Genomic DNA, 20157 nt, shown 5'->3' with positions numbered 1-20157 from the left:
AATATTCCATAGCATTTGCCCCGATTCAGCCGGTTCGGAGGCGTCCCCGACGCTTTCCGGATCCGCACGGGGGAGAAAACGCTATGAAACTGATTGCGCGCACCTTGGGAAATGTGCGCATGACGACCAGCATCCTTATGCTCGTCATGTTGTCCATTATCGGCTCGATCGCCGCCGTATCCGGCGCGATCTATCTGAACCTTTACAGCCAGTCCATGGCCGATAGCCGGGTGCAGCAGCAGACCAATCTGGGCGTCGCGGCGACCATTCTGGAACGCCGCATTTCCGGCTCCGTGCTGACCTGGAGCGAGGACGGCGCCATCGCCGCCTTCCAGAGCTGGGCCATTCCGCCCTTCTACGACACCGAAGTCATCGACTCGGTGACCCGCGTCACCAGGCAGGATGCGGCCATCTACGTGACCGACCCGGCGACCGGCGACATGGCGGCCAAGACCACGAGCCTGGTTCTGCCCGACGGCACCCGCGCCACCGGCGGGCTGATCAAGGCCGATAGCGACATCGTCGCCCAGCTCAATGCCGGGCAGATGGTGCTGGGCGAGGTCTCGTTTGACGGCGTCTCCTACTATGCAGCGCTGCAACCGATCACCAAGACCAGCGGCGAGGTGATGGGCGCCATCATGGCCGGCACGCCCATGGCCAATGTCGAGGCCCAGGCCAACGGCGTTCTGGGGCTGATCGCCATGGTTGGCGGCGGCGCCATTGTCGGGTTCGGCCTGCTCGGCTTTGCCGCTTCCCGGCTCATTACCCGCCCGATCCCCAGGCTGGCCCGCACCATGGAGCAGGTTGCCCAGGGCGACTATGCGGTCGACGTGCCGTTTACCGGCCAGGGCAATGAAGTGGGCGCCATGGCCCGCGCCGTGGAAGTGTTCCGCGAAAACGGCTTGCGCGTCAGCCAGATGACCGAGGCGGAAGCCGCCCGCATCATCTCCGACCAGCAGGCCCGCCAGGCAATGATGAGCGAGTTGCAGCTGGCCTTTGGCGAGGTGGTGGACGCCGCCGTCTCGGGGGATTTCTCCAAGCGCGTCAATGCCAGCTTCCCCGATACCGAACTGAACAGCCTTGCCTCGAGCGTCAACAACCTGGTCGGCACCTTTGACCGCAGCGTGGCCGAAGTGGGTGAAGTGCTCGGCGCCATGGCCGATACGGACCTCACCCGCCGCATGACCGGCGAGTATGAAGGCGCCTTTGCCCGCCTCAAGTCGGATATCAACGCCGTGGGCGACAAGCTGACCGATGTGGTCATGCAACTTCGCCACACGTCGGGTTCGCTCAAGACCGCTACCGGCGAGCTGCTCTCGGGCGCCAATGACCTCAGCGAGCGCACCACCCGCCAGGCCGCAACGATCGAAGAGACTTCTGCGGCAATGGAACAGCTGGCTTCGACCGTGCTGGCCAATGCCGAGCGCGCCAAGAATGCCAGTGCCAGCGCCTCCCGGGTGACCCATACCGCCGAGGAAGGCGGCAAGGTCATGGATGCGGCCAATGAGGCGATGGAGCGGATCACCGCCTCTTCGGCCAAGATCTCCAACATCATCGGCATGATCGACGACATCGCCTTCCAGACCAACCTCCTGGCGCTCAACGCGTCGGTGGAAGCGGCGCGTGCCGGCGATGCCGGCAAGGGCTTTGCGGTGGTGGCCGTGGAAGTGCGGCGCCTGGCCCAGAGCGCGGCCAGCGCCTCGGCCGACGTCAAGGTGCTGATCGAGCAGTCGAGCGGCGAGGTCACCACCGGCTCCAAGCTGGTGGGCGAAGCGGCCGGCAAGCTCGCCAGCATGCTCGAAGCGATCCGCGAAAATACGCTGTCGCTCGAAGCCATTGCCCGCGACAGCGCCGAACAGGCCACCTCGATCGAGGAGGTCAGCTCGGCCGTGCGCACCATGGACGAGATGACCCAGCACAATGCGGCCCTGGTGGAACAGACCAATGCGGCGATCGAACAGACGGAGGCCCAGGCCACCGAGCTCGATCGGATCGTCGACATTTTCGCCATCGAGCAGACCGCTGCCGAACCGGCGCCGGTGGTCCGTCGCGAGGCGCCGGCCAAGGCGGCCAAGCCGGCCACGCGACCGACCGCCCAGCCCGCCCGGGCCTATCTCAGCCAGGGCAATGCAGCGATCTCGGCCGATTGGGATGAATTCTGATCCCAGCGCAGATTGAGACAAGTCTTGAAGGGGGCGCTGGGCGTCCCCTTTTGCTTTTGGGGCCGCAGAACAGGGGTTTACCGGGCCTTAACGCTGATGTGCTTTAGTGAATACGGACGCAGACTCGGAATTCACGCATACCGGCAACGATGCCGGTAGCAACAACGGGCGTCATTCCCCCGTATTTTGTCTTTCGCTTCGCCCTTCCGGGCGGACCGTTCACGCGCACGGCCAGCGCGAGGCTTCATGCCGTCCAGAAGGGCGGCGGATATGGAAACTAGAGCAAGATGAAACTGAGCGATCTGTCCATCCAACTCAAGCTGGTGCTTGGGGCGGGCATTGTGTTCCTGCTGGCCACCGGCGGCCTGATCGCTGGCGGGCTTTATCTCATGTACCAGACGGCGGGCGCCGAGGCCGAGGAACGGGCCCGCGCCCTGCTCGGCCAGTATAGCCACCTCGCCACCGGGCAGCTGGGCAATGTGATCGCGCATACCCAGGCCACCGCAGCCGCCGTGGAAGGCCTCGTCGCCACCAATAGCAGCCGCGACACTGTTGCCGAAACGGTCACAAGGGCGCTGCAGTCGCGGCCATCCGTGGTCGGCATGACCGTGGCGCTGGAGCCCAACGTTCTGGGCAGCGACGCCGCCCATCTGGGCAAGCCCCATTCCGACCCCCAGGGGCGGTTCGTGCCCTATTTCACCCAGGCGGCGGGCAAGGTGTCGCTCGAAGCGCTGGACATGTCGGTGCCGGCCAATGACGAGAACTGGTATCACCTGCCGATGCGCGAGGATCGCGGCGTCCTGACCGCACCCTATGCCTATGCGGTTGAGGGCAAGGATACGCTGCTGACCAGTATTGCCGTGGTCGTGCACAAGGATGGCAAGCCGGCCGGCATCGTCACTTCCGACCTTACGCTTGACGTGATCGGCGGGGTGATCGGGCAGTTGCGGCCCTTTGAGGTGGGCTCGGTGCTGCTGGTCAGCAATGCCGATACCTGGATCGCCAACCCCGATCCGGCCCTGGTGGGCCAGACCCTTTCCCCCGAGATTTCCGGAGCCCTGCTCAACAAGGCGCTCATGGAAACCGGCATGACTTATGTCAACGAGCTGGGGGTCAACACCTTTGTGGTCACCGCGCCCCTGACCTTTGCCGGGGTCGCCGACCAATGGACGATGGTGATGACCGTGCCGACCGCGACGATTTATGCGGGGGTCGACACCATGCGCAACATGGCACTGGTTGCCTCGGCCGTGCTGCTGGTCGTGGTGCTGGGCCTGGTCTGGTTCGGCGCCGGCATCATTGCCGGACCGATCCGCCGCATGACCGACCTGATGGGCGTGCTGTCGCAGGGCCGTTATGACGTCGACGTGCCGGGGCTTGAGCGCAATGACGAAATCGGCGGCATGGCGCGCGCCGTTGAGGTGTTCCGCGAAAACGGCCTCCGGATCAGCCAGATGACCGAGGCCGAGGCTGCCCGCATCATTTCCGACCAGCAGGCCCGCCAGGCGATGATGAGCGAATTGCAGCTCGCCTTCGGCGAAGTGGTGGATGCTGCCATCTCTGGCGACTTTTCCAAGCGCGTCAATGCCAGCTTCCCCGATGCCGAGCTCAACAGCCTCGCCGGCTCGGTCAATTCGCTGGTCGAGACCGTCGATCAGGGCGTCACCGAAACCGGCAAGGTGCTCGAGGCCCTGGCCCGCACCGACCTGACGCTGCGCATGGAGGGCACCTACCAGGGCAGCTTTGCTCAGCTCCAGACCAGCACCAATACCGTGGCCGAGACCCTCTCCAACGTCGTCAACGGCCTCAAGACGACCTCGCGCCAGCTCAAGACGGCGACGGGCGAAATCCTCGAAGGCACGAACGATCTTTCCGAGCGCACCACCAAGCAGGCCGCCACCATCGAGGAAACCTCGGCGGCCATGGAGCAGCTGGCCACGACCGTGCTGCAGAATGCCGATCGTGCCCGCGATGCCAATGCCATCGCCCAGACCGTGAGCGACACGGCCGAAGAGGGTGGCGTGGTCATGGGCAAGGCGACCGAGGCCATGGAGCGCATCACCTCCTCCTCGGCCAAGATCTCCAACATCATCGGCCTCATCGACGACATTGCCTTCCAGACCAATCTTCTCGCCCTCAACGCTTCGGTGGAAGCCGCGCGGGCCGGTGATGCCGGCAAGGGCTTTGCGGTGGTGGCCGTGGAAGTGCGGCGCCTCGCGCAAAGCGCGGCCAGCGCCTCGGCCGACGTCAAGGCGCTGATCGAGACCTCCAGTGGCGAAGTGGGTGCGGGGACGCGTCTCGTCGCCGAAGCTGCCGCCAAGCTCGCTGCCATGCTGGACGCGGCCAAGTCCAATTCAAGCCTGATGGAGGGCATTGCCCGCGACAGCCGCGAACAGGCCTCGGCCATCGAGGAAGTCACTGTCGCCGTGCGCCAGATGGACGAGATGACCCAGCACAATGCGGCTCTGGTGGAACAGACCAATGCCGCCATCGAGCAGACCGAGGCGCAGGCCAGCGAACTCGACCGGATCGTCGCCGTGTTCCGCACCGATGCCGCCGAGACCCGGCAGGCAGTCGAGCCGGTCCGGGCCGCCGCGCCGCGTCCGGTGCAGCAACTGCGCCAGGCGGCGAGCGCCTATCTCAGCCACGGCAATGCGGCCATCTCGACCGACTGGAACGAATTCTAGCCGGCACCGACGAGAAATCGGCCGGCACAGACCAGGTGCCGGCCGCCGAAGTCCCACTTTGAGACAAGTCTTGCCGAGGTCGCGGCGAGCTACGTAGTTTGACGTATCTCCTTGTAAATTCATCATATAACCGGCAGCAACCGCGAAAACCTTTCTAATATTCCCGGCGCATACGGCAAATATTTACCGACCCGGTCAGGAGTTCGTTAACCCCGGCGGCGCAGCCTAGACCATGTGCGGATGAACAGGCTTGCTGGGGGTTTGAATGGGCGGTTTCGGCTTCGGTGCCACGCGGCGCGACAATCAGGCAAAGGTGGACGCGATCGCGCGCAGTCAGGCGGTGATCGAGTTCGCACTCGATGGCACGATCATTACCGCCAACGAGAATTTCCTCGCCGCCATGGGCTATGGGCTCGAGGAGGTGCAGGGGCGGCATCACGCCATGTTCTGTGATCCGGACTATGCGGCCAGCAGCGCCTACAAGGCCTTCTGGGCCGAGTTGCGACAGGGCAAGTTCCAGTCCGCAGCCTTTCAGCGCTTTGCCAAGGGCGGGCGCGAGATCTGGATCCAGGCCAGCTACAACCCGGTCCTCGACCGGGCAGGCAAACCCGTCAAGGTCATCAAGTTCGCTACCGACATCACGGCGCAGATGCAGCAGGCAGCCGATCACGCGGCCCAGATCACCACCATTTCCCGCGCCCAGGCGGTCATCGCCTTCAATCTCGATGGCACGATCATCACCGCCAACGAGAATTTCCTCGCCACGGTCGGCTATGGTCTCAATGACATCGTGGGCAAGCACCATTCCATGTTCTGCGAGCCCGGCTATGCCCGCTCGGCCGAATACCAGCAATTCTGGGAGCGGCTGCGCGGCGGCCATTACGAGGCCGCCGAGTTCCAGCGTTTCGGCAAGGGCGGACGGGAAATCTGGATCCAGGCCAGCTACAACCCGATCTTCGATGCGGCGGGCAAGCCGATCAAGGTGATCAAGTTCGCTACCGACATTACCGAGCGCAAGCGCTGCGAAGGCATTCTCAAGGATCTGACCCATAGCCTGGCCCGCATGTCGGAGGGCGATCTGGGCGGGCGGATCGACACAGCCTTTACCGGTCAGTACGAAGCGCTGCGCCAGGCCTTCAACCAGACGCTCGACAAGCTCGACGCCATCGTCCACGGCCTGACCGGCGCTTCGGGGACCCTGCGCACGGCGACGGCAGAAATCCTGTCGGGCGCCAATGATCTTTCGAGCCGCACCACGCGGCGGCGGCAACGATCGAAGAAACCTCGGCCGCGGTCGAACAGCTCTCGAGCGCCGTGGCCGGCAATGCCAGGCGTGCCGCCACGGCCAGCAGCAAGGCGCGGCTGGTGTCCAAGAATGCCACGGACAGCGGCGGGGTGATGACCCAGGCGACGACGGCCATGTCGGCCATCGAAGCCTCGTCGGGCAAGATCTCCAACATCATCGGCATGATCGATGACATCGCCTTCCAGACCAACCTTTTGGCGCTCAATGCCTCGGTGGAAGCAGCGCGGGCCGGCGATGCGGGCAAGGGCTTTGCCGTGGTCGCGGTGGAGGTGCGACGGCTGGCGCAGAGCGCGGCCAGTGCCTCAGCCGACGTCAAGGCGCTGATCGAGGCCAGTGCCGGGGAAGTGCGGACCGGCGCGCAGCTGGTCGGCAAGGCGGCCGAGGGCCTGCACGATATTCTGGCCGGCGCCGAGGAAAGCGCGGTGCTGATCGACGAGATCGCGCGGGAGAACCTGCAGCAATCGGGTGCCCTCGAAGAGGTGGCGGCGGCCGTGCGGCAGATGGATGAGATGACCCAGCACAATGCGGCCCTGGTGGAACAGACCAATGCCGCCATCGAACAGACCGAGGCGCAGGCGGGCGAACTCGACCGGATCGTGGCGGTGTTCCGCAAGGGGCAGGCGGCTGCGGAGGCACCGATCCCGGCGGCGCGCCCGCGTCTCGTCGCCCGCAGCGGCGGCGGTAATACCGCGCTTGCCAGCGACTGGGAGGCCTTTTGAGGCCTGCTGACGCGGTTTGACGCATCGGGCGCCCAGGAAGGGGGCGGGCCAGCATGCCGGCCCGTTGGGGACCCCGCTCATGCAGCAAACCGATCTTGAACCATTGCTCCATGGACTGCCCGAAGCCAGCGGGCAGCTATGTCGTGTTCTGGTTGCTCTCGTCGGTGCAGATCCATCGCTGTCGGGACGCGTCAAGCTGGGCTGGAAGTCGGTCAATTTCCGCCACGCCCGCGCCGGGCATGTCTGCGCCATCTTTCCCTATCCCGACAGGGTGTCGATCTATTTCGAGCATGGACGGCTGCTCGAGGACCCGGATGGCCTGCTGCAGGGCGACGGCCTCAGAAAGGGGCGTTTCCTGCGCCTCACTCCCGGCGATCCCATTCCCGAGGCGGCCATCGCCCTACTCATCGCCGAGGCGATTGCGCTGCGCGCCTGAGGCCTACGTAGAATTCGGTAAGATCCCATTAACCATGCTGTTTACCGCGCGGCGTTCTCATCACCCCCAGTGATGGGTGATTTGCTTGGAGGCACTATGCAGGACGCGGTTCAGCAAAGGCTCGACTTCATCGGCCTGGGTGCGGATGTCGGGGACCGGCTGGCGCCGATCCAGGAGAGTGCCAGGCGGCAGCTTGACCTGGCCTTGCAGCGCTTTGCCGCGCAGGCCTCCAGCACGCCCAGCGCGGCGCGCTTCCTCTATGGACGGGACCAAATTTCGGGGGAGGGCGGCGGGCCGGTCGCCCATTGGCAGGCACTGCTGGATGGCCGGCTCGACCGCGGATTTGCCGAGGCCGCTTTGCGCATGGGGCAACGGCAGGCCCGCATTGGCGTCGATCCGCGCTGGCAGGCGGGCAGCCACGCCAACATCGTCCAGGCCATGGTCAGCGGGGTGATCCGGGACAGCATTGCCAGCATGATGAAACCGCGTCGCGGCCCGCTGGGTCTGCTGGGGGCGCCCGATGCCAGTGTCGTCAATGACGCGGCGGATGGCTTGGCGCGCGGGATAGCCACCCTTGTTGGTGCGGCCATGCTGGACCTCGACCTCGTTATGGCCGGCTATGTCGACCGTCTGCGGCTCGATGCAGTTCGGCCACGTGCTCTACCGCTATTTCGATATCGACATTGACCGGCCCAGCTTGCCCGGTCTGGCGCGCTATTATGCGACGCTGACCCAACGCCCAGCCTTTGCCGAGCACGTCATGGTCTCCTATGAACCGTTGCGCGTGAGGGACTAGATGGATCTGCCCCTTGGCCACATCCTGATCCTTTCGGGCCATCCCGGCTCGGGCAAGACCACCACCGCCGAGGCGCTGGCGCACCTGCCAGGCGGACCCAAGGTGCATCTGCATTCCGATGACTTCTGGGGCTATATCAAGACCGGCCATATCGATCCCTGGCTGCCGGAATCGCACAGGCAGAACCAGATGGTCATGGAGATTGCGGCGGGCGTCGCCGGCACCTATGCGCGCAACGGCTATTTCGTGGCCCTCGACGGCGTCATCCGCCCCTGGGCGCTGCCGGCCTTCCAGCAGCTCGGCCTGCCCCTGCACTATGTGGTGCTGCGCACGTCGGTCGAGGAGGCCGTGGCCCGCTGCACGGCCAGGGGCGGCGACAGCCTGACCGACCCGCAGGTGGTTGCCGCGCTGCATGCCGAGTTCACCGATCTGGGCGCCTATGAACATCACGCGCTGCGCCTCGATCGGCTGACGCCGGATGAGGCGCGTGCCGCGGTCATTGCAGCCATTGCCGGCGGCGCCTATCGTCTGGCCGGAAACCGGTGGAGGCGGCAATGAAGCAATGCAAGGTGGTGCGCGGCGGCGCCGCATTTCACGGCAAGCAGGGCATGGACTATTTCGCCGGCATTTCGGCCCAGAGTACTGGCTCGGAGGGCATCTGCATGCATATGCTGGTCCTGCCGCCGGGCGGCAAGGCCAAGCCGCATTTTCACGAGAGCCACGAGACCGCGATCTTCCAGCTCGAGGGGTCGACCTCCTTCTACCACGGGCCCAATCTCGAATTCCTCGATGAGGTGCGCGAGGGGGACTACGTCTATATTCCTGCGGGCGTGCCGCATCAGCCTTTCAACCCGACCAATGCAGTGGCGCGCGCCCTGATCGCCCGCACCGATCCCAATGAGCAGGAAAGCGTCGTGCTGCTGCCGGAGACGATGGGCCGGCTGTAGGCATGCTGAGCACCTCCACCTTAGCCTCCCCCTGGAGCAGGGGTGACCGATCGAGTTCGTTGGACTTCGGTGAAACCCCTCTGCTCCTCCCCCTTCTTCAGGGGGAGGCCGGGTGGGGGTGGCCGCCACTGCACAAACAAAAAAGGCCGGTGTTACCACCGGCCTTTTCGCATTCATGTCGCACAGGAAGCTTACGCAGCTTCCTCGTCGCTTTCGGCGTCGGCCGCATCGGCCTTGGTGCGCTTCGGGCTCTTGGCGAGCTGCTTTTCGATGAGCTGAACGGCTTCGGTCAGCGTCAGCTTGCGCACCGCGCCGATCTCGCGGCTCATGCGGTCCATGGCCTGTTCGAACAACTGGCGTTCCGAATAGGACTGCTCGGGCTGCTCTTCAGAGCGGTAGAGATCACGGACCACTTCGGAAATGGCGATCAGGTCGCCCGAATTGATCTTGGCTTCATATTCCTGGGCGCGGCGCGACCACATGGTGCGCTTGACGCGGGCACGGCCGGTGACGGTGTCGAGAGCCTTGTTGACTTCGTCTTCTTCGGCCAGCTTGCGCATGCCGACAGACTTGACCTTGGCAACGGGTACGCGAAGGGTCAGCTTGTCCTGCTCGAAGCTGATGACGAACAGCTCCAAGGTCAGGCCGGCGACTTCCTGTTCTTCGATGGAGACGATCATACCGACGCCATGGGCGGGGTACACCACGTGTTCACCCGTCTTGAACCCGAGCCGCTGCTGCTGCTTCTTGGCTACCATATCCTGGAACTCCTTGTTGACGCCCCAATTGGCCGATTCCCTGCGGCAAGGACCGGCCCATCCTACTTGTTTGGCGTCCGACCCGGACGCAAAGCGCAATCAAAACCCATGTCGTCCCGGATCCGCTTTTTCCGGAACGCCACGCATCCATTTCTGTCTGATGTCAAAAAAATCGTGCCTTGCGGCACGGGCTGGGTGATGGGCTCAACTGCATATGGTGGGACCATAGCACAATTTTTCAGCAGAATCAAAAAGAACGAATCAAGCCAGCGCCAAGGGGCCGCCCGAGAGGCGACCGCATGTGTCAAAAACGTGACAAGCCCTTGTCACGCCTGTGATTTCTCGCTCGTTGGCGAACTCAGTCGCCTTCGCCGGCTTCTTCCGAGAAGTACTTTTCGAGCTTGCCCGTCTCGCCGTCACGTTCTTTTGCGTCCGGCAGGGGATCGCGGCGTTCGGTCAGATTGGGCCAGGCGGAAGCAAATTTGCGGTTGAGCTCGAGCCATTCATCCAGACCGCTTTCGGTATCGGGCTTGATGGCTTCGGCGGGGCATTCGGGCTCGCACACACCGCAGTCGATACACTCGTCCGGATGGATCACCAGCATGTTCTCGCCCTCGTAGAAGCAGTCCACCGGACACACTTCCACACAGTCGGTATATTTGCAGGCGATACAATTGTCGGTGACGATATAGGTCATCTAGGAGGCGATCCCGTCTAGTTGCGGCCTGACCCTTGGGGCAGGTCAGCCCGCCTGTCTCAACGGGATCGGTGCTAAACCGTTTTCTTGGCGCCCGCAAGGCTGTCCGAGGGGACGGTTTGGCGCAGGCGGCCCTCAGGAGGGAATGACTGTCTAATCATCGTCCTTGCCAAGCAGGTGATCGGTCTCCCGACGCTCCTTCTTGGTCGGCCTTCCGGCGCCCAGGCCCCGTTCGGCGATCGCGGCCTCGAACGGCGACTGCTCGGGGCGCGGCACCGGCGGCGGCGAGATATCCTCGTAAAGGGTCTGGGCTTCACTCGCCGGTCCACGGCGCGTGCCCGGATCGCGGATGCGCCAGACCACGATGCGATTGTGCAGCGACATGGTCAGCACATCGCCCGCGCCCACCTTGTGGTCGGTGCGTTCGGTGCGCTCGGAATTGACCCGGACAGCACCGCTCTCGATGATCTTCTGGGCAAGGGTGCGCGACTTGACGGCGCGCGAGAAGAACAGGAACCGGTCGAGCCGCTCCTTGCGGAGCGGCATGTCGTCCGGCCCGGCCAACCCTATTGTCCGTTGGGCGACTTGAGCGCCATCAGCTTGGCGAATGGGCTGTCCGGATCGAACGCCTTCTCCTTGCGCTCTTCGCGCGGCGGCTGGAACCGGGCGCGCTCGCCCTTCTGGTCATCCGGACGGCGATTGTCCGGCCGACCCTTGCCCTTCTGCAGATGCCGGGCCTTGCTCAGATCCTGCACCTCGCCCTCGGGGCGGCGCTGGCCCTTGCCCTGGCGGGGCCGGTCATTGCGGCGCGACGGCTGGCCTTCGGCATTGCCATCGCCACGCTGGCGGCCCTCGGACTGGCGGCCACGATGATTGTTGTCATTGTGGCGGCGCCCACCGGGGAACCAGACCTCGTCGAATTCGGGTTCGGCGGCGACGGCCTCGGCCGTGGCCGCATCGGGCACCGCGCCTTCGGCAGCAGCGGGAATCTCGACCGCGATGGCGGCAGGCGCCGCCTCATCAACCGCATCGACGCTGGCAGCAGCGGCTTCAAGGCTAGCTTCCAGGGCCGGCACTTCCGCCGACGCTTCGGCGGGCGCGGGGGCAGTCACAGCCTTCGGCGTGCGGCGGACGCGATAGCCCAGCGACGTCAGGATCGAGGCGAAATCTTCGCCCGAACAGCCCAGAAGGCTGGTCATTTCCACGGTAACGCGGAAGCCGTTGCCTTCGGCAGCGCCCGCCGGCAGGTCGCCGGCATAGGGGCGGCCGGCATCGAGCGCGATCAGCGGACGGATGATGTCGGCGAGGCGTTCGAGAATATCGACGCGCACGGCGCGGCTGCCCGCCACCTTGAAACCGGCAATCTCGTAAAGTCGGGTATCGACTTCCGGATCGACCAGGAAGGAGGTGCGGCCCGAGAGCACAATATGGGGAATGTCGGTGACGCCGGGCTGGCGGATGCCGCCATGCTTCAAGGCGAAGAGGATCAGCGCCAGTTCGCGCGGCGCGGGCTTGAGACTCAGGGGCAGATAGATGTGATAGGCGCCGAACTTGATGCCGAGCTTCCTGAGCTTGCCGCGCACATCCTGGTCGAGCCCCTTGACCTCGTCGGCCACGCTGGCGCGCGGCAGAAGGCCAATATGCTCGAACAACTGGTAGGCAAGGCCCCGGGCCACGCCTTCGAGATCGGCCGGCGCTTCCAGCGCCATGACCTGTTCGAGCACGGTATTGATATGATGGCGGAGCCAGAGCGAAAGGCGATCCTGCACCTTTTCGAGGTCGGGACCGGTCAGCGTCTCGTCGGCCAGCATGATGATGCGCGGCCGGTAGAGGCTGTCGCCCTCGGCCAGTTCGGCCACGATCTCGCCGCGCCAGCGCAGGCGCCCGTCGGTGGCCAACACGAATTCTTCATTTGGCGAACCCGCGAGCCGTTCGGCACGATGGCGTATCTCCGGGGCGACCACTGAGTCGGCTGCGCCACGCAGACCTTTGGCGTCTACATCGCCATCGTTGCGGGCCAGGGTGAAGCGGAAGCCTTCGAGCGTGCCGATGAGGTGGCCTTCCAGCCGTACTTCGCCGCGCTCGTTAATTTCGGGAGATACCATACGTTTGTCTTTCAGGTGGCGGAGCAACACGCTGGTGCGCCGGTCGACGAAGCGCTGGGTGAGTCGCTCATGCAGAGCGTCACTCAGCCTATCCTCAATGTCCCGCGTCTTTTCGCGCCAATAGGTAGGGTCTTCAAGCCAGTTTTTACGGTTCGCGACAAAGGTCCACGTCCGGATCTGCTTGATCCGATTGCTGAGTGTGTCAATGTCGCCCTCCGCATTGTCGCAAAACCGCACCTGCTCGGCAATCCAGTCTTCCCTGACCGTTCCAATTCGTTTCAAATCCGAATAGATCCGGGTGACGATCTCGCCATGCGCGGCCGGTGATATCCCCTGATAGTCGGGAATCTGGCAGCATTCCCAGAGCAGTTTGACCGCATCATGGCCGCGCGCCAGCGCCCCCGCCTCATTTCGGGCCACGAATTCGAGCGCGTGCTGGTCCTTGGCCACCGGCACGCGGGTGAGAGTGCGATCATCAGGCGCCTGCTCGAGCGAATTGCGCAGGCGCTCGATCGAGGAAAAATCGAGCTTGCTGTTGCGCCACTGCACCTGCCGGACCGGCTCGAAGTCGTGGGTCTCGAGCTGGACCACCAGCTCTTCGTCGAAATTCTCGGTGCCGCCGGTGACGCCGAATGTGCCGTTACGCTTGTGCCGGCCGGCGCGCCCGGCAATCTGGCCCAACTCCGCCGGCGTCAGTGGCCGGCTCTGGTGGCCGTCGAACTTGGTGTCGTCGGCAAAGGCGACATGGTGGATGTCGAGATTGAGCCCCATGCCGATGGCATCGGTGGCCACGAGGAAATCCACATCGCCATTCTGGTAGAGCTCGACCTGGGCGTTGCGGGTGCGCGGCGACAAGGCGCCCATGACCACGGCAGCCCCGCCCCGCTCGCGGCGGATCAGCTCGGCAATGGCGTAAACCTGGCGCGCCGAGAAGGCGACGATGGCGCTGCGGGGCGGCTGGCGCGAAATCTTTTTCGAGCCGGCATAGGTCAATTGCGAAAACCGTGGCCGGTCGATGATTTCGACATGCGGCACCAGTTTCCTGACCACATTGGCCATGGTGCCCGAGCCCAGCAGCAGGGTTTCGTGAAAACCGCGGGCCTTGAGGATCCGGTCGGTAAAGACATGGCCGCGATCGAAATCCACGGCAGTCTGGATCTCATCGATGGCCACGCAGTCGACATGGATGTCCATCGGCATGGCTTCGACCGTCGCCACCCAGTAGCGCGGCTTGGCGGGGACGATGCGCTCCTCGCCGGTAATCAGCGCCACGGCCTGTTCCCCGACCCGCTCGACGACGCGCTGATAGACCTCGCGTGCCAGAAGGCGCAGCGGCAGGCCGATCATCCCGGTGGGATGGGCCAGCATGCGCTCGATGGCGAAATAGGTCTTGCCAGTATTGGTCGGACCAAGGATGGCCTTGACCGACTGGGAAGGAGAAAAGCTCATTGGACCCTATTTAGGGACTTCGGGCCGGGCTTGCGAGGGGCATCCACCACTTGTCCCAGCAAAGGACGATTTTGCCATGGTTCTGTCACGCCGCTTAACGGGAGAAACAAAACCGGAACGAAACAGAACCGAATCGGCGCGACTCACAGAATCCGGGTTTGTTCACGGCTAGATGTGGTGTGGCGGGGGACCGATTCTGCACTAGCAACACCCCATTGGATGGGTCCGCTGCCCGATAACGCCCCGAATCCATTCAAACTGGTTTCCATGCGGTTAATTTCGGCTTCAGGGGCGCAAAGCTGAACGAGATGTAAACGCCTCCAGCGCAAAGATTCTTTTCGCTTTCAGGGACTGCCTCAGGCGCTGCGGGGGTTTGCCCGGGCCGATTGAGAATAAACACCGTTGACGTGCCGGGATGGGACAGCGGGCGCGACCAGGTCCGCGCCCTGGCCCGGCACCCCATCCACACCGGGCCTGGCCTCGCAACGCGCCGACGCGGACGATGCAGCTTTTCCGGCCAGTCGCACAGGACGCGCCGAGGGCCAGCACCAGAAGCACCCGCGCCTGTCACGAAATGGGGCAATTTCGGCGCCCGGAACGGACGGGGATTAACCTTCGGCCCAAACCCGGAACGAACGGGGACAGAATCGGGGCAGAATCGCCAATGCGGGTTTGTTCCCCACAAGATATGGGGGCCAGCCTCGCCCGCCGACACTAGCCGGACCAAGCCTTTGGCAAACCAGCCAAAAACCCGTTCAGGGCGGTAAAAATCGGGTTAAGAATGGGCCAGATCGGCCGTTTCCTGACGAGATGTTGCGCCGATGGAGGCAAACCCGGGACGCCGTATTAACCGGCACCCATGGGAAAGCGGGGGCTCGATCCCCAAAAATTGGCAAAAAAGCCTTTGACCGCCCCAAAGCGGGACACGGGACCGGGACCGGTCAGCTTTCGGCGCGGGTCAGCACGAGGGAGAGATCGCCCATGGACGTGCCGATATTGACGCGATAGGGCACGTAATAGCCGGTCGCGCCGAGCGGGGCATACCACAGGATCATGCGGCTGGTTTCGGCCATATAGGTGGTCATTTCCGAGCTTTGGAAATGCCCCGAAATCGGCTGGTACTTCAACGAGCAGGCAACAAGCGGCCCCTGATAGCCGGTGCGCGGCGAGGTGGCTTCGTCATTGTCGAGGAAGTCGAGCCTGATGTTGAAGCGCTCGACGCCGGTAAAGATCTTGAGCGTGCGGTCACACAGCGATTTGTCCAACCCATTGCCCTTGATCACGAAAGCGGAGAGGAAATCCCCCACTCCGGTCAGCTGCGAGCGCTCGAGCGGCACCCGGTCATAGCTGTCGAGCACCGGCGGATCGACCTGAAAGGCGGTGACACTGCGCCCGTCATAATCCACCTGGGCGGTGAAGAGCTCGCCATTGGCGCGGGTTTCAAGGTCAAAGCTCTGCGACTGCAGGGTCGACCCCGCCGAGGATCCGGTGACCTGTGCCTTGGCCGTGCCGCTGGCGACCACGGTCCCGAGCCCCGCCACACGCGCCGACAGATCCAGACCATAGCGCCGGCCATCGTCATTGAGGTCAATATCGACCACGGCCACGTTGATGCCGCCCACAGTCACGGCATAACTGGCCCGCGCATCGACTTCTGCGGCCATGGCAGGCGCGGCGGCGGACAGGGCAATGATGGAAGCAAGGCTGAGGGCAGTACGGATCACGTCGGGACTTCTCTTCTGGAGCTGCCCATGCAACACGGATGGGCAGATCGAATCACTGTTTGGGCTCAAAGTGCCGCTCCCGCTGGGCACAAGCAAGGCGCTCGCGGCGCTTTGAGTCGGCCCTTGGGTTGACGTCAGGGCTTCTATTCTCTAAAGACCCGCTCGATTTCATCACAATCGAGGCCCGTAGCGGGATGAACCGCCACGCAGGACCTTTACACAAACAAGGATATCACCATGGCACGTCGCTGCGAATTGACCGGCAAGGGCGTATTGATGGGCAACACCGTTTCGCACGCCCTCAACCGTCACCGCCGCCGTTTCCTCCCCAACCTGATCAACGTCACGCTGATCTCCGAGGTTCTGAACCGTCCGGTCAAGCTGCGCGTTTCCGCTGCAGCCCTGCGCACCGTTGAGCACCGCGGCGGCCTCGATGCCTTCCTGCTCAAGCAGGACGACGCCGACCTCTCGCCCCTGGCTCTGGGCATCAAGAAGGAAATCCGCGCGGCCAACGCCGCCTAAGGGATCCTTCGTTCAGGTTTTCAGCCGCGTGGTGGGTAACCGCCACGCGGTTTTGTTTTGGGGTGATGCTGTTGCACCCACCGAGGATGAAACTCTGCCCATGACGCTCTGGGGTCGAGGTGATACTCTGCCCCAATCCAATGCTCCGCACCGGTCTGATGCCGGACTGCGGATAACCGAAAGTACAGTCCGATGCTGTCTCGTTTCCTGGTGGCCATGGCCGCCATGGTGGCCGTGGTCACCGCCTCCAATATTCTGCTGCAATATCCGGTCCAGGTGACCCTGGGTGGCGTAAATCTGGGTGACATTCTCACCTGGGGTGCATTCACCTATCCCGTCGCCTTCCTCGTCACCGACCTGTCCAACCGCGCCTTCGGCCCGGCCAGGGCGCGGCTCGTGGTGGTCGCGGGCTTTGCCGTGGCCGTCCTGCTCTCGATCTGGCTGGCGACGCCGCGCATTGCCATAGCCTCGGGCTCGGCCTTCCTCGTGGCGCAACTGCTCGACATTTCGATCTTCCACCGCCTGCGCAACAGCGCCTGGTGGCATGCGCCGATGTTTTCCTCGCTGGTCTCCTCGGCCCTCGACACGGTGATCTTCTTTTCGCTGGCCCTCGCCCCGGCCTTTGCCGGCATCGACTACTTCTTCGGCATGGAAGACGGCTCCCTGCCCTTCCCCGCCCCCTTGCTGGGCGTGGGGCCGGAAGTGGAACTCTGGCAGTCGCTGGCCCTGGGCGATTTCCTCGTCAAGCTCGGCATGACCGTGGTGATGCTGGCGCCCTACAAGACCGTCCGCGACCTGGTGCTGAAGCGGCTGCCCGTGGCGGCTTAGCGTCGCGTGGCTCCACCGAACCACAAATTCCTTCGTCACCACCCGGCCTGACCGGGTGGCCCATGCCTCCGCAAGATGGATTGCCCGGTCAAGCCGGGCAATGACGATGGAGCACGGGTGCCTGTGGCGGACATCTGGGGACCTACTCCGGCAACGAAAACTCCAGCAGCATGGTGCGCTGCCAGTCGTTGAAATTGTTGTCCGAGCCGATGAGGATGCGCGTCTCGCCGCCGGGCGTCTGATGCACCATCAGGCTTTCCATATTGTCGATCTCGCCGCCCTGGGCCGAGAGCAGCAACTCGCCAGTCATCAGGTTGCCCGGCCGCACCTCGTCCGCCGGCACGCGCCTCAAATTCATGACGAAGGCAAAGAGCGAAACGCCGCGTTCGAGGACCAGCAGATCGCCATTGGGCAGGAATTTGCAATCGGTCGGATTGACGATCGGACTATTGGTGAAGCTCAGCGCCCCCCGGTCCCGCGTGCCCAGCAATTCGGCCCGGTGATTGCCGTTTTCGTCCAGCGCCTCCTCGGTGATGAGCAGGGTGGAACCGGCCACCGGCGAAGCGGGCGGTGCGATGCAGACCGATTCCAGCGATTCATTGGTTCTGAGATCGGTGAGCCATTGCGGTATGGCAATTTCGCGGGCCGGGCCGCCCGGCTTGCCATCGGCAATGGCGAAATCGGCGACGCGGGTCAGGTGCTCGAAACCGACACGGACCGCCACGGCCTCGCCATTGCGCCAGACCGTATCCATGCCCTCGGCATCGCGCGCATACTGGCGGGGCAGAACCTCGCCCCCCGAATTGCGCATCGGCTCGATGGTTACGCCGATCAGACCGATCAGACGATCGCTCTGGTCATAGGCCAATTGTCCGGAAACGAAATTGCCCCGGTCAGTGACGAAGGTTACGCGCTGATCGGGACCTGTCTGGGCAAGGCTGGACAGGCCGCCAAAGGTGTCGTCGGGACTTTGCAGCGTCAGCCCGCCGCGGAAGATGACCCGGTCCACGCTCTGGTCGAGCTCGGCGCCGCGAAACCGCGTCACCGTCGCCGCACTGACCGTCACGTCCACTGCCCCGGCCGGAACGGCCAGGAGCAGCAGCGGGAGGGCAAGGGCGCAGCGCCAGATCATCCCCGGCCCCGCCGTCTGGTCTGGGCAGGCATTTCCTCGTCGAAGAGGGCCGCCAGCTCATCGGTCAAAGCCCCCGCCAGTTCCTCGGCATCGAGCAGGGTCACGGCGCGGCGATAGTAGCGCGTCACGTCGTGACCGATGCCCACGGCCACCAGCTGGATGGGCGAGCGGGTCTCGATATCCTCGATGACCTGCCGGAGATGGGCTTCGAGATAGTTTCCGGCATTGACCGACTGGGTCGAGTCATCGACCGGTGCACCATCGGAAATCACCATCATGATGCGGCGCTGCTCGGGGCGGGCCATCAGGCGACGCCGCGCCCATTCGAGCGCCTCGCCATCGATGTTTTCCTTGAGCAGGCCCTCGCGCATCATGAGGCCCAGATTGCGCCGCGCATGGCGCCAGGGCTCATCGGCGGCCTTGTAGATAATGTGCCTGACATCGTTGACGCGGCCCGGATTGGGCGGGCGGTTGGCCTCGAGCCAGGCTTCACGCGACTTGCCGCCCTTCCAGGCGCGCGTGGTGAAGCCGAGGATCTCCACCTTGACGCCGCAGCGCTCCAGCGTGCGCGCAAGAATGTCGCCGCAGATCGCCGCAATGGTGATCGGGCGACCGCGCATCGAGCCGGAATTGTCGATGAGCAGGGTCACGACCGTATCGCGGAAATCGGTGTCGTTCTCGACCTTGAAGCTCAGCGCCTGCAAGGGATCGGTGACGACGCGGGTGAGACGCGCCGTATCGAGGAGGCCCTCCTCGAGGTCGAACTGCCAGCTCCGGTTCTGCTTGGCCATCAGGCGCCTCTGCAGCTTGTTGGCAAGCCGCGCCACGGCGCCGGCCAGGTTCTCGAGCTGCTTGTCGAGCAGCGCGCGCAACTGATCGAGCTCGTCGGGCGGGCACAGCTCGGCCGCCTTGACGATCTCATCGTATTTGGTGGTGAAGACCTTGTAGTTGAACTGGTTGGAAAGCCGCTCGCCGCCATCCTTGGCGGGCGGGGGCATGGGCGCGTCCTCGCCGGCCTCGGCCTCGGCATCCTCGTCGGCATCGGCCATGTCGGCCTCCATGCCTTCGACATCGCCGGTTTCCTCGCTCTCGCCGGCCTGCTGGTCCTCATCGCTTTCGGCCTGCTCGTTCTCACCGTCGCCCTGCTCGGGCGCCTTGTCGGAGCTGTCTCCCTGTTCGGGCTCCTGATCCTGGGCCTCTTCCTCATCGGCGTCGGCAGGATCCTGCATGTCGCTTTCGGCGATGAGGTTGAGATCGCGCAGGACCTTGCGGGCCAGACGCGAGAATTCGTCCTGGCTCTCATAGCTGTCGAGCAGCGCATCGATCGATGTGCCGGCCTTGCTTTCGATTTCGGTACGCCAAAGATCGACCAAGGCATGGCCCGAGGGCGGCACGGCGACGCCGGCCAGTTTTTCGCGCAGGATCAGGCCCAGGGCCTCGGCCAGCGGCGCATCGTCCTTGGCGTCCACCTCGGCGAAATTGGCGCGGAACAGGCGGTCTTCCAGCATTTCATGGATATTGCCGCCCATGCCGGGCATGCGGATGACCCCGAGGGACTCAACGCGCGCCTGCTCAAGCGCATCAAAGGCGGCCCGCGCCTGCGGATCGATTGGGCTGCGCTTGCGATGGGTTTCCGGATCGTGGCTGGCCAGGCGCATGGCCATGGCATCGCCCTGGCCGCGGGCAATGGCGATGTCGCGCTTGGTCGGCAGGCGCGGCAGATTGGCGAGGCGCGCCCGATCCGAGGTCAAGAGCGGCCGGTCGGCGGTGAAGGTCACCTCAAGGTCGGCCTTGCCGCCAATGGCGCGCACCGTCGCACCCATGGCCGACTTGAAGGCCTGGGTCTGGTCGGGCTTGTTGGACTTGCTGCGCGGTGGAGTGGCCATGAT

Annotated in this window: 17 protein-coding genes; 10 read left to right on the top strand and 7 right to left on the bottom strand. The window is 64.3% G+C overall.

What is annotated here, in order from left to right; all coding sequences use genetic code 11:
- Positions 1-83: 83 nt before the first annotated feature.
- The 8 genes from MQW79_RS11660 (at position 84) to MQW79_RS11625 (ending at position 9053) form a co-directional block, all read left to right on the top strand.
- The gene (locus MQW79_RS11660; protein ID WP_476584648.1) at positions 84-2162 is read left to right on the top strand and encodes a methyl-accepting chemotaxis protein; all 2079 of its coding nucleotides are present in this window, start codon (positions 84-86) and stop codon (positions 2160-2162) included.
- Between the two features lie 287 nt (positions 2163-2449).
- Positions 2450-4849 (top strand): methyl-accepting chemotaxis protein, encoded by a 2400-nt coding sequence (locus MQW79_RS11655; protein WP_476584647.1) that lies wholly within the window; start codon positions 2450-2452, stop codon positions 4847-4849.
- A 265-nt stretch (positions 4850-5114) separates the two neighbouring features.
- Positions 5115-6248 carry a PAS domain S-box protein gene (locus tag MQW79_RS11650; protein ID WP_476584646.1) on the top strand — a complete coding sequence of 378 codons (1134 nt, stop codon included), beginning with the start codon at positions 5115-5117 and terminating at the stop codon, positions 6246-6248.
- A complete protein-coding gene (locus MQW79_RS11645; protein ID WP_476584645.1) occupies positions 6215-6874 on the top strand; it encodes a methyl-accepting chemotaxis protein in 660 nt (219 codons plus the stop codon). Before MQW79_RS11650 ends, MQW79_RS11645 begins: the two co-directional genes overlap by 34 nt.
- A gap of 79 nt (positions 6875-6953) precedes the next feature.
- On the top strand, positions 6954-7310 hold the full coding sequence (locus tag MQW79_RS11640; RefSeq protein ID WP_476584644.1) for a DUF1801 domain-containing protein: 357 nt from the start codon (positions 6954-6956) through the stop codon (positions 7308-7310).
- Positions 7311-7406: 96 nt separating this feature from the next.
- The gene (locus tag MQW79_RS11635; RefSeq protein WP_476584643.1) at positions 7407-7997 is read left to right on the top strand and encodes a protoglobin domain-containing protein; all 591 of its coding nucleotides are present in this window, start codon (positions 7407-7409) and stop codon (positions 7995-7997) included.
- Positions 7998-8106: 109 nt separating this feature from the next.
- Positions 8107-8664, top strand: a complete 558-nt coding sequence (locus tag MQW79_RS11630) for an AAA family ATPase (protein WP_476584642.1) — start codon at positions 8107-8109, stop codon at positions 8662-8664.
- Complete coding sequence (locus MQW79_RS11625; RefSeq protein ID WP_476584641.1) at positions 8661-9053, top strand: cupin domain-containing protein; 393 nt, start codon at positions 8661-8663, stop codon at positions 9051-9053. Before MQW79_RS11630 ends, MQW79_RS11625 begins: the two co-directional genes overlap by 4 nt.
- 191 nt (positions 9054-9244) lie before the next feature.
- On the opposite strand, the gene MQW79_RS11620 is transcribed toward MQW79_RS11625, so the two are convergent.
- The 5 genes from MQW79_RS11620 to MQW79_RS11600 form a co-directional block, all read right to left on the bottom strand.
- Positions 9245-9811 (bottom strand): CarD family transcriptional regulator, encoded by a 567-nt coding sequence (locus MQW79_RS11620; RefSeq protein ID WP_476584640.1) that lies wholly within the window; start codon positions 9809-9811, stop codon positions 9245-9247.
- A gap of 358 nt (positions 9812-10169) precedes the next feature.
- Positions 10170-10508, bottom strand: a complete 339-nt coding sequence (fdxA, locus tag MQW79_RS11615; RefSeq protein WP_476584639.1) for a ferredoxin FdxA — start codon at positions 10506-10508, stop codon at positions 10170-10172.
- A gap of 153 nt (positions 10509-10661) precedes the next feature.
- Positions 10662-11054 (bottom strand): RNA-binding S4 domain-containing protein, encoded by a 393-nt coding sequence (locus MQW79_RS11610; RefSeq protein WP_476584638.1) that lies wholly within the window; start codon positions 11052-11054, stop codon positions 10662-10664.
- A 20-nt stretch (positions 11055-11074) separates the two neighbouring features.
- On the bottom strand, positions 11075-14062 hold the full coding sequence (locus tag MQW79_RS11605; RefSeq protein ID WP_476584637.1) for a helicase-related protein: 2988 nt from the start codon (positions 14060-14062) through the stop codon (positions 11075-11077).
- A gap of 941 nt (positions 14063-15003) precedes the next feature.
- Positions 15004-15786: a DUF3108 domain-containing protein gene (locus MQW79_RS11600; RefSeq protein WP_476584636.1), complete on the bottom strand. Its 783-nt coding sequence runs from the start codon at positions 15784-15786 to the stop codon at positions 15004-15006.
- Positions 15787-16023: 237 nt separating this feature from the next.
- Between MQW79_RS11600 and rpmB the strand changes: the two genes are divergently transcribed.
- Both rpmB and MQW79_RS11590 read left to right on the top strand, forming a co-directional pair.
- Entirely contained in the window at positions 16024-16308 is a 285-nt protein-coding gene (gene rpmB / locus MQW79_RS11595; protein ID WP_476584635.1) for a 50S ribosomal protein L28, read from the top strand.
- Between the two features lie 192 nt (positions 16309-16500).
- Positions 16501-17136 (top strand): queuosine precursor transporter, encoded by a 636-nt coding sequence (locus MQW79_RS11590; protein ID WP_476584634.1) that lies wholly within the window; start codon positions 16501-16503, stop codon positions 17134-17136.
- A 142-nt stretch (positions 17137-17278) separates the two neighbouring features.
- Here MQW79_RS11590 and MQW79_RS11585 read toward each other — a convergent pair whose 3' ends face one another.
- Together MQW79_RS11585 and cobT are read right to left on the bottom strand one after the other, a co-directional pair.
- Positions 17279-18268 (bottom strand): esterase-like activity of phytase family protein, encoded by a 990-nt coding sequence (locus MQW79_RS11585; RefSeq protein ID WP_476584633.1) that lies wholly within the window; start codon positions 18266-18268, stop codon positions 17279-17281.
- On the bottom strand, positions 18265-20154 hold the full coding sequence (gene cobT, locus MQW79_RS11580) for a cobaltochelatase subunit CobT (protein WP_476584632.1): 1890 nt from the start codon (positions 20152-20154) through the stop codon (positions 18265-18267). Before cobT ends, MQW79_RS11585 begins: the two co-directional genes overlap by 4 nt.
- Between the last annotated feature and the right edge of the window lie 3 nt (positions 20155-20157).

The sequence above is a fragment of the Devosia sp. Micro-HW1 genome, from assembly GCF_056341075.1.
This window is presented reverse-complemented; position numbering and strand designations above follow the sequence as displayed.

Bases quoted from the DNA above. Each gene is read 5' to 3' on its own strand.
- MQW79_RS11660 (WP_476584648.1), top strand. From the start codon at position 84: ATGAAACTGATTGCGCGCACCTTGGGAAATGTGCGCATGACGACCAGC.
- MQW79_RS11655 (WP_476584647.1), top strand. From the start codon at position 2,450: ATGAAACTGAGCGATCTGTCCATCCAACTCAAGCTGGTGCTTGGGGCG.
- MQW79_RS11650 (WP_476584646.1), top strand. From the start codon at position 5,115: ATGGGCGGTTTCGGCTTCGGTGCCACGCGGCGCGACAATCAGGCAAAG.
- MQW79_RS11640 (WP_476584644.1), top strand. From the start codon at position 6,954: ATGCAGCAAACCGATCTTGAACCATTGCTCCATGGACTGCCCGAAGCC.
- MQW79_RS11635 (WP_476584643.1), top strand. From the start codon at position 7,407: ATGCAGGACGCGGTTCAGCAAAGGCTCGACTTCATCGGCCTGGGTGCG.
- MQW79_RS11630 (WP_476584642.1), top strand. From the start codon at position 8,107: ATGGATCTGCCCCTTGGCCACATCCTGATCCTTTCGGGCCATCCCGGC.
- MQW79_RS11625 (WP_476584641.1), top strand. From the start codon at position 8,661: ATGAAGCAATGCAAGGTGGTGCGCGGCGGCGCCGCATTTCACGGCAAG.
- MQW79_RS11620 (WP_476584640.1), bottom strand. From the start codon at position 9,811: ATGGTAGCCAAGAAGCAGCAGCAGCGGCTCGGGTTCAAGACGGGTGAA.
- fdxA (WP_476584639.1), bottom strand. From the start codon at position 10,508: ATGACCTATATCGTCACCGACAATTGTATCGCCTGCAAATATACCGAC.
- MQW79_RS11610 (WP_476584638.1), bottom strand. From the start codon at position 11,054: ATGCCGCTCCGCAAGGAGCGGCTCGACCGGTTCCTGTTCTTCTCGCGC.
- MQW79_RS11605 (WP_476584637.1), bottom strand. From the start codon at position 14,062: ATGAGCTTTTCTCCTTCCCAGTCGGTCAAGGCCATCCTTGGTCCGACC.
- rpmB (WP_476584635.1), top strand. From the start codon at position 16,024: ATGGCACGTCGCTGCGAATTGACCGGCAAGGGCGTATTGATGGGCAAC.
- MQW79_RS11590 (WP_476584634.1), top strand. From the start codon at position 16,501: ATGCTGTCTCGTTTCCTGGTGGCCATGGCCGCCATGGTGGCCGTGGTC.
- MQW79_RS11585 (WP_476584633.1), bottom strand. From the start codon at position 18,268: ATGATCTGGCGCTGCGCCCTTGCCCTCCCGCTGCTGCTCCTGGCCGTT.
- cobT (WP_476584632.1), bottom strand. From the start codon at position 20,154: ATGGCCACTCCACCGCGCAGCAAGTCCAACAAGCCCGACCAGACCCAG.